Here is a 16,044-nt window from a genome sequence, read left to right on the forward strand (position 1 = left end):
GGAAATTACCTGGTTGAGGGCGTCTGTGAGGATAGATTTTCTGCCGGGTGGTGTCTTTACAAAAAGAAAAAAAGAGGAGAATAGTTGTTATTTCACGAAGCAGCCAGGATTAATTAATGATATGTTCATTTTAAGATTGCACCCACTACCGTATTTTAATTCCTGTTAGCATGTATTAAATTCACGACGCAATTCCGGGATAGATTCTCAGACAACATCTAAATAACTACTAAAATATATGAAGACGGGACAGCATTTTTTTCTAAAGAATATTTTGGGCTGCCTTTTATTGGTTGCCCAAAGTATGCAGGCACAGATAATATCAAATAGTCCGGAACCCCGAAAAGACATCAGGAAACCTGTAGATACCACCTGGAAGCAGTTGCTGGCAGGAGACAAACTGTTACCAAATGGTCAGTTACTGAATCCGGCAGGACAAAGCCTCAATTTAACAAAGGGCGCCAGGGTGTTGAACCTGGAATTTGCGCATCAACAGCATCTACTTATTGCAAAAACCAACAGGCGGTTGTCTTTTATTAATGCAAAAGATTTTCAATCACTTGGCGACTTCGATTATCTTGATAAGGAATCAGGGTCTATGAATGGCCTGGCAGTAGATGACAATGATTCTACTATTTATTTTACCGGGCTGCAAAAGAATTTATATGTAGGCAATGTTAGCAGCTCAGGAACATTTACGCTGACGAAGAAAATCAATCTGTCGGCTAATAATAAAAATACCAACCCATTGGGTATTGGATTGTGCCAGAATAACATTGCCTTTGTGGCCCTGGCTATCACCAACGAAATTGCGGTTGTGGACCTCTCAAAAGGCAAAGTATTAAGCACTATTCCGGTGGGTGTTTGTCCGTATGCAGTCACCATCAGTAAAGATAAAAAGCTGGCGTTTGTGAGCAATTTCGGCGGCCCACACGCTCAAAAAGGAGATAGAACGGAAAAATCGGCCGGAACCGAGGTCGCGGTGGATGAGCGATCAGTGGCATTGCGCGGCTCTGTTACTGTCATTGATGTGATGTCGAGAAAAAAAATCGCAGAGGTGGCTACCCGCATCCATCCCGAATCTATGGTTTTATCGCCCGATGGTAAATTACTTTATGTAACTGATGATAGCGGAGATGGTATTAGCGTGATAGATGTAAAGACCTTAAAAATCGTACATACCATTAATACCAAGCCGGATCCGTCTCTCCCCTATGGTAGTCTGACAACTGCACTGGCATTCAGCTCCGACGGAAAAACGCTGCTGGCTGCCAATGCCGGCAACAATTCCATTGCGCTCATTGACCCGGCACACCCCGGGAAAGCCCCTCATGGCTTTATTGCAGCAGGTGGCTTTCCGGGAACGATAGGCATTTCCGGGAATAATTTATTCATCGGAAACGTGACCGCTTTGAAAGGAGAAATCCAAAAAGTGGCGCTTCCCCGCAACCAGGCTGAAACAGACAACTATACTGCAGAAGCCAGGAAAGGATTTCATTTTATAGAATTGCTGAGAGCACAGGCCGTGGCCGGTTCAGGCGCTAAGCCTAAACCCATCCCTGATCATCTTGGGGAACCATCTTCTATAAAACATGTAGTATATATTATTAAAGAGAATAAAAAATTTGACCAGGTGCTGGGTGACTTTGGAAAAGGTAACTGTGATCCCAAACTGGTGGAATTTGGAAAAGAGACGACACCCAACACGCACGAACTGGCTAAACAATTTGTGCTGCTGGACAATTACTATTGTAATGGCGTTAATTCGAGCGATGGCCACCAGTGGGCTATCCAGGGGATTACTACCCCCTACCACGAAAAAGATTTCTGGAACGGACACTGTGCTTATGATTTCGGAACAGATCCGCTGTCGTACGCAGGCTGTGGTTTCATCTGGAATCACCTGCTGCGTAAGGGCATTTCATTCCGGAATTTCGGAGAAACAGATCTTGCCGAAATAACCAGGGGAAAAACCTGGACTGATGTTTATAACTCCTGGAAAAATAAAAATGATTCTGCCCGGTATCAGTGCTCCTACGCCATGAAAAGCGTGGAAAAGTACAGCGATCTCCGCTTCCCGGGCTGGAACATGAATATTACAGACCAGGTCAGGGCCGATGCCTTTATCACTGCGTTGAAAGAATATGAAGCAGCAGGTAACCTGCCTGAATTTATCATCGTTTATCTGCCTAATGACCACACCAGTGGGTATAGTGAGGAAACACCCACTCCCCGCGCTTATGTTACAGACAATGATTGGGCAACAGGCAGGGTGGTAGAAGCGCTTTCGAAAAGTTCGTTCTGGAAGGACATGGCCATCTTCATCAATGAAGATGATCCTCAAAGCGGTACCGACCATGTGGATGGGCACCGTTCCATATGCATGGTAGCAGGGCCTTATGTAAAGCGCGATACCATCATCAGTAATTTCTACAATCAATCATCCGTACTGCATACCATTTGCCGGATATTCGGCGTACAGCCGATGAACCAATTGGTGGCAACAGCTCCGTTAATGACGGCATGTTTTCAGCAGTCGCCTGATTATACCGCCTATAATTGTCTGACGCCAACGATTGCCATTAATGAGATGAATCCACGCAAAGACATGATCAAAAGTAAAACCACCGCCAGGCTGGCACCAGCAACACAGAAAATGGATTTCTCCAAACCGGATCTTATTGATAAAGATGCTTTGTTATTCAGTGAATATGTATGGTCTACCATACATGGCGACAAACCCTTTCCCAAAGAGTATTTCGGCGCGCATCAAAAGGGCTTGAAAGCCCTGGGCCTGAAAGTAGACGCTGAAGCGGAGGAAGATAACGACTAAAAAACTAATGGTATCCCGTCCTGAAAATGTTTTTCAGGACGGGATACCACTTATTTCAGTATGATCATTATATAGGAAAGAATAAAACAAGCCCAGGCCACGCAAAGCATTACCATCACAACGCTGAGCCAGTACTTCCACGCTACCCACACATAAAACCCCACTATCAGTATCGTTAACAGGAGTAAAAACTGGCTGGACCTCAAAAAAGTAAAACTGTTCAGCGCCAGATAAAAATTTGCGATCCCGATAAAAGCAGTGCCACTGCTATGTGTGGCATTGAATCCTATCCATGATTTCCACAGCATTAGTTTTTCTGAGATTTTTAGCGAAACCTCTTTCATTTCGCTGATCAGTTTTTCATCGCGCGGGAACAATTTATTGGTCCACAGCGTAGCACGGAGGTGAGAAAGCCCCATCAGTCCAATAATGGCCGAACCTGCCTCCCAGAGATATTGAGCTATCATAAATTATCCTATTTTCTGTCCGTAAATAAACAACACGCTTCCTATCCGGTAACTTCGCACCTGCAATTGTTCACTATCAAATAGCGATAGGTTTTGCTGTTCAGACCATACTTCCCCGAATTCACGAATCAGCCGAAACAGCGACATAAAAACACGGCCGATCATTTGCTCACCTGTCATGGTATAGCAATAGAACCTTCCTCCTTTTTTTAATACGCGCAGGATTTCATTTACAAAATCCTGCTTGTTATCAAAAAGGTGAATGGTACCGAAGCTACAAATGGTGTCAAAGTGATTATCGGGGAAAGGTAGTTCAAAGGCATTGCCCTGTAATAAGCGGATGTTAGGAGGTATGGTGTTTCCTCCCTCCAGGAGCCTGAACCTGGCGATCTTCAGCATTTCAAACGACCTGTCGAAAAGTGTGCAGTGATTACTGGTAGTGCGATACAACATAGCTGTTTGCGCCAGGCCACCACAGCCGATATCCAGCACGGTTCCCGGTGAATGCAGGATGGCCTCGGCAGCGAATTTTATCAGTTCATTCCTGCTGCAGTTCCAGATGATCCGGTTGAAAGCCTCAGTTCCGACAAGGCGTTCGTAGTACTTCGCCTTGTTATCATATCTTGCTCCCCTGATATTTTCCAGAGATGAATAAATGCCCTGGTCTATCTCTCTAAATTTGTCTGAGTAGCTCATTTTGCATGCTGTTCTCTGCAAAATTAACGGACAAATCTTTTCGGGTAAATGAACCTGGGTTAAGAAATGCGTTTCCGGATCCTGCTCAGCGCCTGGGGAGTAACCCCGATATAAGAAGCCAGATATTTCAAAGGCACCTGCTGTAATAAGTGGGGGGCTTTATTCAGCAGATCAAGGTAGCGCTCTTCAGCAGATTTCAGGAGGAAAGATAGTTCTCTTTCTGATTTTAGTAAAAGTAGTTGTTCCGTAGCCAGCCGGCCTATTCTTTCCACGATGCTCAACCGTTGATACATTTCCTGCAGATCATCATAATGCATGCGCCAGATACAAGTTTCAGCAAGGGTTTCTCCATAACACATTGATGGTTTACGCGTATAAAAAGAGCTGAAGACGCTCATAAACCAGCCTTCAAATGAAAAGCCAATGGTGGTTTCGTTGCCTTCCTTATTTTCTACATAAAAACGTAATAATCCGCTATCAACAAAGCTCAGATAGTTTTCTGTTTCTCCGGCTTTCAGATAGAAGGTTTTAGCAGGGTAGATTTTTTGTTCGAAGCGTGAGGAGAAAAGGAGCCAGTCTTCGTTGGAGATATTGACTTGTTTCTGGAGGAATTGATGCATTTGAAGCATGGTTCACCATTTTTATACCTGAGGATGTACGCTGAGAAGTAATTAAATTCTCTGCTCGTATAACGACGACAGGGATGATAATTATATATTTATAGCGCACCTGATTCCCAATTTGACCAATGATTATTAGCTTCCAGATTCGGTTTCCAAAAAGTCGTATCACGGGTCACCAGAACTTTAGCGATAAGTTGATACGTTTCCTGATTACCTGGCAAAGTACTTCTATCGTAGAAACTAACAAAATGAAATTTATCAAGTGTCATGATCTTATGCATATCCTTGGGTATATGCTGCTTAATTTCATCTTCGGTAGCATTTACTAATTCGGGGTTTGTATCGCTAAAAAATCTGACAATATCATCATAACCAATTAATTTCCGGGGGTTGTGATATTCTCTCGGCTTAATGCCCAAAGCTAAATATTTTGCTATATCGTGGTCGATTGGAACTTTCCGGCCATGGATGCTCAAGTCGGTTGCGGTTGGGCTAATCAATTCAAAATCATCCATATCCTTGCCATCCTTATTTCTTATTCTCTCATACTCTTCTGATGAGATTAATTCAATCCTGCTGGAGTTTGTAATGTAACTTCTTTCAGGATATTTGTGAACCGGGTAATCAATACAATTCCCTACATAATTAAGTTCGATTTCTGCGTCACCTCCGCGGTTCTGATAGCCACACTTTTCAAAGACAATAGCCCATCTTGTGGTATCCGCATATAAATGAATCCGGCTACTTGCCGTTACACAATAACCATGCTCCAGGTCAAGAAAAAAATTATATTTGATGTCCTCTACATTCCCAATCGGATAGTCACTGGCAGGTCTTCCTTCAAATGCCAGGTCAAGTTTATTGAGAATTTCCTTTTCTGAGAAGCTCATTTTATTATCAGATTTAAAGCCGCCTTGTCTGAATTGACAGGATATTAACAGCAATGCTATAGCAATTAGGAATATCCGCATATTTAAAGATAAATTAAACGGATTAGAAAGAACAATATACTACCTACGCAATTTGTTTAGAGACCCGGCTCGCCATAATAATAAAATATTGGAATCAATTTCAGGATTTTTACCGATGACAACACTTCCGTGAATTTGATCACAAACACCCATCTTTTCCTGTACACCTTTTACTTTAAATAATAAGGCCCCACATTGGGATTCGGAATAATCCGCACAACTGCTTCCCCGGGACCTCCCTCCAAAATAATTCTGTCTGAACCCAGATTGTAATAAAAGGCTTTCTTCTTCGTTGAAACGTTAATATCTGAATAGGACCAGTAGGCAACGAAGAAATTTACTACCGCGCGCTGTGTGCCAGTGATCACAACATTTTTGGTAACATTCTTTACCGGGTCGATAGTAGCTGTTACTTTCAGTGTAGGACGGTCGGCCTCATCACAACCACTGCAAGGTCCTTTTAGTACCACTTTGCTGAGTTTACCCGTCATTGTTGCGCCTGTAGGAACCCAGCCACGATCTTGCAGAAATAAATAGATTTCATTCAGCCAGAAAGGATGGGTATTGCTAAATAATACCAGATGCTTATGGAGACTTTTGTATCGCATAGAATACTGTCCGTTATATTCCGGAACAGAATTACTCATTGTCAGCACAGTGGCAGAGTCTGACCCATCAATAATACCCGCACTTCGCTTTGCCCGTTCCGCCAGGCTATCCTGAATATGCTTGTTACGCAGATCTATAACTTCCTTACACCTGGTGTAAAAGGCCAGTTCATCCTGATAGGGTTTAACACTAAAACTGGTATCTGTTAACCGCTCCAGGGTCTGCAGTTTTTCTTTCGTTTCATCCAATGATCCAAGCGTATGCTCCTGCCGTTCAATTTTGTTAAGGAGGCTATCCAGGCTCATTTCCAACTTTCCGACGGCCTCTGTGAAGCCATAAAAGTTGGGGTTTTTCGCGATGTTGTTTAATACCTTGTAGTCTACGCGCATAAAATACAGGGTATCGTTACCGAACACCTCATGGTACCATTTGATCCCGTCCTTTAGTTTACTACGCACACGCTTTGCCTGGGCTTTATCCCAACTATTATTTCCTGTTTGGGCAAAAGAGAGTGTCGGGGTTAGTAATATGCCAGCAACCAGCAGTATTCCATTCAGTAGGCGATTCATATTTTTTGTCTGTTGTACAGTCTATAAGTATAAACAATGCAAACTTAATTTGCCGAAAGTTCTCTATACTAAAAGTATAAAACTCGTTAAAAATAATAAAAACTCCTGTCAGCTTTTTTGTTTCTGTAAAAACATGTTCAATTTTCACTCTGGAGCGACCCCGGAGTACCCAAAACAATAAAGCCGCCCTATGGCGGCCTTATTGCTGTCTTTATGTTGTTATAAATCGCTGGCAACCTGCCAGAAGTTCCTGTTATACGCTCATTCTATTCCTGAAATGTCTTCTTTTATACATTTCATCCCTATTCCAATGTATTCTTCCATTTGGTAGTACGGCCGGTAAACCATACAGGAAGATCCGGATTGTTAGAAGGACTAATAATGGACCAACCTTCCGGATCGGCAGCCTGAACGCTACTTGGATAAGTCATTCTTTCTTTCCACTTGAATATTTCATACATGGAAGCCGGATTGGTACCCAGGTATTTAATTAACCTGCGGGCAGCGGTATAAGGCACTTCAAAGTTCACCATATTGTAATGCAGTTGAAGCTGATTGAAAATTGCCTGAACCTGCTGCGTACTTGACATGGCATCAAATTTCTGCGCTGCATTCTCTGCATAAACACTTGCATTATATTCCATTGCAGGCTTGGCATTGATTCTTGAATCATCCATGGTTGTTGGCATGGCCGGCAACGTTGTCTTGGAATATTGATTTGAGTTATTCAGTTCATACCAATATTTGCAGGATAAGATAATTGCATTCTTGTAGTGATCGCGGGCAGCACCATTCAGCTGACCGAAACCTCTTACTGCTGCTTCAGCCAGTGAAAGCTCGGTTTCAACTGCATGGATGGTTGGATATTTTAGTGCAAAGTTGAATTGCGGGCGAATATTGTACTCAGCAACCAGGTTGCTGGCGGTACCTACGTTCCCATCATGGTCATCGCCATTGGCAAAGGCACTGCGAAGTGCATTTAGCAGGAATGACTCTCGTTTACTCAGATCTGCTTTTGACGCTGCATCCAATTGGATTGACTTACCTACGCCATAATAAAAGGTTGTTTTTGAAATATCGGTCAAAATAGGATCGTTAATGTATAAGCCACGCAAAACCTGATTTAAATAACTATTTGGATCCTTATTGCCATCCCATTTTGTATCAAGCCCCAGGTATCTGCCACTCCAGTCAGGGGCGAAGATATAAGCAACACGTGGGTCAACAGTGCCATTCAATAAACCTGTTGCGGAATTATCGCCGCTAAAATAGGATAACGTTTGTCCGTTTACCACTTTAGTGCCAATGGTTGGCTGACAATACATCACGTCTTGCAGGAATTTTTTCCCGGCACGGCAATCATCCCCTCTTTCCCTGAAAGCACGTGTAATACCTAATTCATTACAAATACGATTCAGTGCAATAACAGCTATGTCGGCTACACCAGCCACGTCGTTATAGTCTGACAGTAAAGGTTTGCCTTGCAAGTCGGTAAGTACCTGTCTTGTCAGCGTAGGCAACACTTCGCTTACGTTCATGGCGCAACGCAATCTTAATGAATTAACATACTTACGCCATTTCTGGATATTTCCTCCAAAAAGGATATCCTGTTGGTTGAATGCTGCCTGCTGGGTAGGAGTCAGCGTTATAGTTGACAATGCGTCGTCGGCAGCTTTGAAATCACTGATTATTTTCGGATAGATATCTGATTGGCCCAGGTATTTTGCTTTAACACCATCAAGTCCGCCTGCCGATCCTGTTTCTATGTATGGAACCTTATCGTACATGTCGGTTGCTCTCTGGTAAGCATAACCTTTTAAAACATGCATTAAGGTGATGTACAGGCTATCTAAATTGGTCCGTTTAGCTTGTGGTGTGTTATTGTATTCACGTTGTGCCCAGAGTATGGGCGTAATCCATTGCGTATTAACGAAGTTAAAAACAGATTCGTTAAAACCGCCTGTGCCCCAGTCATGCTCAACATCTTTGAGCGCATAAGGAGCCCCCTCAGTAGAGATGTTATAAGACTGGATAGCATTCGCCATAACCCTCTCTCCACTTCTCACCTGGTGGTAAACGGAACCATAATCACCACTCAGGAAGAATCCCTGGGTTAGCTGAGAGGTGAAGAATCCGGAGATAACACTTACACCTGACTTATCAGCCATGTCTTTCGAATATCCATCAGGATTCTGGTATAAATCCTCCAGCTTCTTCTTACATGCTACAGAAGACAGTAACAACGTAAGTACGAAAAATGATTTTAATTTGATGTATTTCATCTTAGTTGTTTTTAGAATTTAGTTTTGATAGAAATACCTATTGAACGCTGTGCGGGTAATGCAGTTGTTCCATAGGAACCTACGCCCCATCCTGTTCCGTTAGTTGATTCAGGTACTGAATTTGGCGCCGCTTTGTAGAGGTAAGCCACATTGTTCGCAAAAACTGATATGCTCAGACTACTCATGCGGATCTTGTGAGAAATATTTGAACTCAACGTATAATCGATGGCCAGATTACGCAGTGCTACGTAATCGCTTTTAAAGATCCTGTCTTCAGGGAAGAAGCCATTTGAAAAATAAGAATCGTAATAATAATTATCAGCAGAAACCACTTTGGTATTCGGTTTACCGTCAGTGCCCACACCATTCAATATCACACCGTCGTGAAAGGTTGGTCCGCCATTAGGATTATTACCTGCCACTTTCTTGGAATTCGCATCTAAATAATAAGCAACTCCACCATGTGCTTCATCTCTATACTTCAATGTTTCGTTTAACGCACCGGCAGCCATCATATAAGTTTCTGAACCTGACAGGAAAGTAGCGCCAAACTGGTAATCTATATTTGCAATGAGACGTACATTCTTATAGGCAAAAGAAGTGAAAAATCCTCCCGTTACATCAGGAATTGTTTTGCCGATCAACTTTGCTGTACTCTTATAATCATAAGCTGATCCGGCAGCATTCACCACTCGTTTTCCATTGTTTGGATCACTTGGATTATTTGGATTATTGTAAGTATAGGTCGACTTAGTCAGGTAAATCTGACCATATTCCTGGCCCACGTTAGCCACCGTATTTACTGCACCGAAAGAATTCCATAACGTGAGAGATTGCAATTTGCCATCCAGTTTTTCAACAGTAGTTTTACCATGTGCAAACATCAGATTCACATCCCACTCAAAATCTTTCGTTAAAACTGGTTTTGTTTTAATAGCCAGCTCCCATCCTTTGTTCATAACGTTACCTGCGTTCATGCGAACATTTTTAACGCCCATTCCCGGAGGTGCAGCTACCGCCATGATCTGGTCGTAGATATTGGATCTGTAATAAGAGAAGTCCACACCAATTCTTTTGTTTTCGAGCAGGTAAGTTTCAAAACCTACTTCGAATTCACGTTTACGCTCAGGTTTTAAGTTTGGCTGACCATTGGCATCCATTGGAGGAAGATCAGATGGAGGAGTAAGCACATAGCCACCGCCGGTTTGAGAAGTAGAATAGTTCACGTTGCTGAAATAACGTGGACCCGGACGACCCACATCGGCCCATGATGCCCTTACTTTGGCATAATTAAACACTGCTGGCAATTTAAAGCTTTCGCTTAAGATCCACGCTGCACTTATACCAGGATAGAAATAATGATTATACCCCGGAGGCAAAATAGATGACCAGTCTTGTCTTCCCTGAGCTTCAATGTATACCTGGTTTCTCCACGCCAACTGGGCTGACCCAATTAAACTGTATAATAAATCCTGTCCGTTTGTAAACTGGTACTGAGGTTGTACTCCTAATGGTAAGTTATTAAATGAGAAATAGTTAGGGATAACAAGCTGTCCATAACCATTCACAGATGCACCTTTTCCTTCTGTATAATTCTTTCTGATTACGCCACCCACAAAACCAGATAAATCAAAATCAGCATTTATTTTGGTATTGAAGTTCAGCATACCCTGCCCGTAGGTAGTCTTGTAGGTATTCGTTACATCGCTGTACATGAAACCACTATTAGGCCCTAATAACTGGGGATCCAGCAATTTACCTTTATACTCATTCCTCTCCGTACTGTAATCCAGACCGCCCATTAATGTGGCACTAAATATATTGGTGAGTTTTATATCAGCAGATAAAGATTGGATATTATGCAATCTTGTAAATATAGACTGATTCTCGAGCTGATCCCAGAGAAAACCTACAACTCCTTTCCGGCCATTAGAGATTAAGTTTCTCAGGCTTGGGTTGGCAAAGTAATTATATCCATCAGGTGTCAGCAAATGCGACTTTAACAAGCCTACATTGATATCAGAGCTAAATGCTCCAATCTCAGCCTGCTGACCTTCTCCGTTCATGGTACTCAGGTTGGCGGCATTCAGGTTTTTGGAAATAAAAAAGTTGCCGGTATATTTAAGGGTGATGTTATTGTTTAACTTGTAAGATGAGTTAAGGCTAAACGTATTTTTGTCAAACCTTGACCCTGGCCTGATGGGGGTCATATTTGTATTAGTGTATGAAAAACGGATCTGTCCCTGATCATTACCGCCACTTAAAGCCACATTGGTGGTGTTTTGATGCCCTGTTTGGTAAAGATCATTATAGATATTTTTGGTTTGTGCCACCCATGGTCTTTCTACACCATCCCACCACAGCACTTTTACACTCGGGTCGAATTTTGGTCCAAATGCCTGTGCGCCAGTACCATCGCCTAATGTAGTGGCCAGTGCTCTTTTTCCATTCGCATCAAGATAATATCCCTGAGCATCGTTTCTGGAGTTGCTGGGGCTGGAACCTGTTCCATATTCATTTTGCAATTTAGGCAGAAATGCCGCGCGATCCCATGAAGTGGTAAAAGACGCTGCTACTCCCAATCCTTTCCCTTTGGTACCGCTTTTGGTGGTAATCAACAGCACCCCATTGGCACCTTCACTACCGTATAATACTGATGCTTTAGCCCCTTTCAAAATTTCCATAGAAGCAATGTCGTCAGGGTTGATATCGTTAATACCAGTTCCATTATCACGATCCGTAGCCCCGAAGCCCATTTTCGTATTCTGGTCGTGAATAGGCACCCCATCTACTACAATCAGTGGACGTGTCGATGAATTTTCATCAAAAGACACCGCATTACGAATATTGATTTTCATACCAGCGGAAGGACCGGCTGCCGTGGCTGCCACCTGTACCCCAGGTGCAGCGCCATAGAGGGCCTGTAAAGGATTGGAGGGTGTACCGCTGACCATAATCCGGTCTGCATCAATTTTGGACACTGCGTAACCTAACGCTTTAGATTGTTTTTTGATGCCCAGCGCAGTAACCACCACTTCTTCAGCACTCCGAACATCGGAGATTAGTGTTATCTGCATAGAAGATGTGGCCAGCACTTCTTTGGTTAAAAATCCTACATAAGAAATAACCAGTTTTGCATCTGGTTTTACATTGATGGTAAAACTACCACCCTTGCCGGTCGGCACCCAGTTGGATGTGCCTTTTTCACTCACGGTAGCTCCTTCAAGACCATTGCCGGTGGTGTCCTTGATGGTGCCTGAAACCGTCATTTTCCCCTGCCCATAGGCAAATATGCTTCCTATACAAAAGAGCATAAAAAGCAACAGACATCTTTTGGTTGACTGCATCGTTTTTTAATTTTTAAAATTGAATAGAACCGATTTGGTATAGTATTACGAATGGAAATATTATTAACCATTTAGCATTTAATACAAAACGACTGAGATATACTTCTGCTCTGACTTGTAGCCATCATTAATATTTTTTTCAAACATGATTTCAGTGCCATAATCTGTAAAGTAGTACCCCACTCTTCCGGGCAATTTTAATTGATGGAAGGATTTATACAGGTACCATTTTATGCGTTCAGTACTTACTTTTAGCTCATGCTTTTTTGCAAAGCAGTAGCTATTGCGCTAGTTAACAGCACAAAACATGGAATACTTAAAATGGAATTAAAGTGTCCTCCCCTCCAGGAACATCATTTATCACCGGTGCTACCGGATGATAGAAACATTTTTAACGTTCATACGCTTATGACTAACAAGTGATTGATAAAAACGCTGGCTATTAAGTGAACTTTTTGGTTGAGTGCTCAAATGGATAAAAGAAATCTTTAGTGGTTGCTATTGATTGTGGTTGAATTTAAAGTTTAGGAATAAATGTTGTAAATAGATCTGCTCTGGACAAATATGCTAAATAGTATAGTTAAACGTTTTAGCTACCTGTTAAATAAAAAACATCTCACTTCCCCTTTTGCCCCAATGCTCTTCTCGTTATATTCCAAACCTAGATAAACTTTTTCATGCGGCACAATTTTTTAACATTTTTTTTCAAGATAAGTTAATATAGAATTATTATTAATCAAAATAAGATCATCAATACAATCAGTCATCCGCCCTGGTAAGTAAAATTTAACAGCGTTTCGGAAATATTTCTGTTAAATCAGGAGAATAATCCGGGAAGACAGGATATAAGGCGACTGCCAGGGCCCAATGGGATTGGATATAACACCACAATATCAGCTGTATAAGGTCAAAAAAGGATCTTTTCTATCTATAACAATATTTTTTCTATATAACTGAATACGTTAACTTAATATAATACGAAAAAGCATTGGTATCTATTTCAAGGAGAAGTTTTTTTATATAAGAAAATCAGAATTATGATATCAAATATTCAAAAAGAAAAGGCTGAAAAATTTCTGAAATTTCATCATGACGAAGAAATGTTGGTGCTGTTAAATTCATGGGATATCGGAAGTTCCAGGTTAATTGAGGCATGCGGCTATAAAGCCATTGCAACAACCAGCATGGGGATGGCTGCAGCGCTGGGCTATCCTGATTGCCAGATAATGCAATTGTCAGAGCTGCTTGAAATTGTAAAAGGAATTGTAAACGCAGTAAAAGCTCCGGTAACGGTGGATATAGAAGCGGGGTATGGAAACAATCTGGATGAAATAATTGATTCGGTTAAAAAGATAATTGCTACAGGCATTGTTGGAATAAATATCGAAGACAGTATTAATTTAAGTCCGACGTTAATTGACGAGATAGAATTTTGTGAAAGAATAGCGGCTATCCGTTCCTTGTCAGACTCACTCGGCTTTCATTTAGTCATTAATGCAAGAACAGACTCCTTCTATACTTCCTCCGGCTCTCCTAAAGAAAAATTATCGGAATCAATAAGGCGGGGTAACAAATACCGGGAAGCTGGGGCAGACTGCATATTTGTTCAACCTGTATGGGAAAAAGCAACGATTGCTACATTAGTGAAGGAGATTAATGCTCCTATTAATATTCTTTCAAATCCTACCATTGCCGATGGGATACCTCCCTCTATTCATGAATTACAGGATATGGGCGTTGCGAGATTAAGCCTGGGTTCAAGTTTGATGAAAGCCACCCTGGCCTTGATTAAAAAAGTAGCGGATGAAATATCCACTCAGGGAACCAGTAGTATTTTATTGGAGGCAATGACACCGGTTAGTGAAACGAAGTTGGCTTATATGATGGCGACAGGGTTGGGGAAATAATGAGGTTACTTCCCGATACAGAAAAATAAACACGTTGATTATCAATAATCTATATAACAAGAGGGACAGAAATTCAAGGGAATTAGTAGTAGATAGGTATCGGAAAATATCAGCGGGGGCTATTCTTCCTTAAGAGCTAACTTCAAGCTTATATCCTTTGCCACGAATAACAACAATGGAAATATTGGGATCAGATTCCAGTTTTTTTCTGAGTTTTGATATGAACATATCAAGACTGCGGCCTACTATAACACCTTTATCTTCCCATATCTCTTTTTGTAGCCTGCTTCTCTCTATTGTCTCGTTAGGAGAAGATGCGAAGATGTGCAACACACGGGTTTCAGTTTCGGTGAGATCAATGGTCTCTCCATTTATTATGAGCTTACGATTTTTTTCATCGAACAACATTGAGCCTAAAGTGACCACACCAGTAGTGACTACACTAGTACTCTGATCATCAGGTAAAATCCGACGCGGTTTGGCAGACCTAAAAAATATAAAACCAACAAATGCTAAAAATGACAGGCTGCCCAAAATATATCCACTCTTTGCTGTATTTATTGCTGCCGGTTTAAATTTAATGTTGATCATGTAACATCCTTTGGGTTGCACTCTTCCCCTACAAGCTATAATATCATTCCTTTTATTGTTGGATATAGCGTATCCATAGGCTATACTGGAGTTGCTACAGTTCAGCACATTAACAACATAATCACTTGCGAAGGGGTCTTTGGCCAACAAACGCCGGGTAGTATTCATCAGCGAGTCCGGTTGAAAAGTAAGCTCATTCTCAAAGCTGATCTGGTATTCATTTTCGGCGATCTTTTTTACCGGAAGAACCCTTGATTTACTGTCGCCCGACTGCGTGAGGAGCTCATCTCCTATCTTCCGAAGCAAAACTTCCCTCCTGGCAATATCAAAGTCGTCACTGCCGGTCATAATGAAAGTCACGCATGTTACAGAGATCAACAGGAGTAGTACCAATCCCCACAGGTATTTGCGTTTTCCGGAAAGTAGATTTCGACTGTAAAACATACCATTTTACGATTTATTTACAAAGGTTACATTTTTATTTACAATCCAAATTCCTCCGGCTGGAATATATCAAAGTACTTTTGTCGCACCAGCTTTGAAAGGATATGAAAAATAAAAAAAATGTCTTTTACGAATCCATATCACTTAAATCAACAATAAATATGAAAAAAATTATCTATGCGTCGATCTTACCGCTGGTGGTGGTAAGCGGACTAATATTCGCTAATCGCGACATTAAAAATGAAACTGCTAAAAGGCCAACCCCAAAACCGCTTACTGCTGCTGAAAGGGAAGCCGAAATGAAAAAATGGGAGGCTACCCCTGAAGGTATAAAGTACAAAAAATGGGTAGCTTCTCCCGAAGGTCAAAAGGTGTTTGCCGCTGCTGCTAAATTAAGGAAGAACATTAATGATTATACCAATATGGAGGCTGTTGTAACCTCTCTTTCTCTTCCGCCAGGGTCAAGATTAGGTTTCGGTGTGATGGCCAGGATCAATGGTGATGATTATATTGTAAAATTTGAGCCGGAAAAGTCTCAACTTGAGCAATTGCATAGCCTGAAAGTTAATGACAAAATAATCATAAGAAGCCATAACGTATCGCACGCCCCCAAGTATTCATACCCGATAATATCGGGCGAATATGTAGAACGGGATAGTAAAGTAATTTTTCAACGTGTCCCTCGCAAAGGCGCTTGCTAAGCAA

11 protein-coding genes are annotated in these 16,044 nt (G+C 41.7%); 3 read left to right on the forward strand and 8 right to left on the reverse strand.

Features of this window, described 5'->3' with window-relative positions:
- The first annotated feature begins 304 nt into the window (after positions 1-304).
- On the forward strand, positions 305-2,833 hold the full coding sequence (locus UNH61_RS26255) for an alkaline phosphatase family protein (RefSeq protein WP_326994988.1): 2,529 nt from the start codon (positions 305-307) through the stop codon (positions 2,831-2,833).
- A gap of 50 nt (positions 2,834-2,883) precedes the next feature.
- Here UNH61_RS26255 and UNH61_RS26260 read toward each other — a convergent pair whose 3' ends face one another.
- The 7 genes from UNH61_RS26260 to UNH61_RS26290 form a co-directional block, all read right to left on the reverse strand.
- Positions 2,884-3,300, reverse strand: a complete 417-nt coding sequence (locus UNH61_RS26260; protein ID WP_326994989.1) for a hypothetical protein — start codon at positions 3,298-3,300, stop codon at positions 2,884-2,886.
- A gap of 3 nt (positions 3,301-3,303) precedes the next feature.
- Positions 3,304-3,996: a methyltransferase domain-containing protein gene (locus tag UNH61_RS26265; RefSeq protein WP_326994990.1), complete on the reverse strand. Its 693-nt coding sequence runs from the start codon at positions 3,994-3,996 to the stop codon at positions 3,304-3,306.
- Positions 3,997-4,055: 59 nt separating this feature from the next.
- On the reverse strand, positions 4,056-4,625 hold the full coding sequence (locus UNH61_RS26270; protein WP_326994991.1) for a Crp/Fnr family transcriptional regulator: 570 nt from the start codon (positions 4,623-4,625) through the stop codon (positions 4,056-4,058).
- A gap of 89 nt (positions 4,626-4,714) precedes the next feature.
- Positions 4,715-5,509, reverse strand: a complete 795-nt coding sequence (locus UNH61_RS26275) for a hypothetical protein (RefSeq protein ID WP_326994992.1) — start codon at positions 5,507-5,509, stop codon at positions 4,715-4,717.
- Between the two features lie 251 nt (positions 5,510-5,760).
- Positions 5,761-6,768, reverse strand: coding sequence for a hypothetical protein (locus UNH61_RS26280; RefSeq protein WP_326994993.1), 1,008 nt, complete (start codon positions 6,766-6,768; stop codon positions 5,761-5,763).
- A gap of 302 nt (positions 6,769-7,070) precedes the next feature.
- A complete protein-coding gene (locus UNH61_RS26285; protein ID WP_326994994.1) occupies positions 7,071-9,050 on the reverse strand; it encodes a SusD/RagB family nutrient-binding outer membrane lipoprotein in 1,980 nt (659 codons plus the stop codon).
- A gap of 11 nt (positions 9,051-9,061) precedes the next feature.
- Entirely contained in the window at positions 9,062-12,397 is a 3,336-nt protein-coding gene (locus tag UNH61_RS26290) for a SusC/RagA family TonB-linked outer membrane protein (RefSeq protein ID WP_326994995.1), read from the reverse strand.
- A 1,037-nt stretch (positions 12,398-13,434) separates the two neighbouring features.
- Between UNH61_RS26290 and UNH61_RS26295 the strand changes: the two genes are divergently transcribed.
- On the forward strand, positions 13,435-14,304 hold the full coding sequence (locus UNH61_RS26295; RefSeq protein ID WP_326994996.1) for an isocitrate lyase/phosphoenolpyruvate mutase family protein: 870 nt from the start codon (positions 13,435-13,437) through the stop codon (positions 14,302-14,304).
- A 129-nt stretch (positions 14,305-14,433) separates the two neighbouring features.
- Here UNH61_RS26295 and UNH61_RS26300 read toward each other — a convergent pair whose 3' ends face one another.
- Positions 14,434-15,339, reverse strand: coding sequence for a winged helix-turn-helix domain-containing protein (locus tag UNH61_RS26300; protein WP_339070408.1), 906 nt, complete (start codon positions 15,337-15,339; stop codon positions 14,434-14,436).
- A gap of 161 nt (positions 15,340-15,500) precedes the next feature.
- Here UNH61_RS26300 and UNH61_RS26305 point away from each other — a divergent pair, with 161 nt between their 5' ends.
- On the forward strand, positions 15,501-16,040 hold the full coding sequence (locus UNH61_RS26305; RefSeq protein WP_326994998.1) for a hypothetical protein: 540 nt from the start codon (positions 15,501-15,503) through the stop codon (positions 16,038-16,040).
- Positions 16,041-16,044: the final 4 nt, after the last annotated feature.

It is taken from the genome of Chitinophaga sp. 180180018-3 (assembly GCF_037893185.1).
Classification (GTDB): domain Bacteria; phylum Bacteroidota; class Bacteroidia; order Chitinophagales; family Chitinophagaceae; genus Chitinophaga.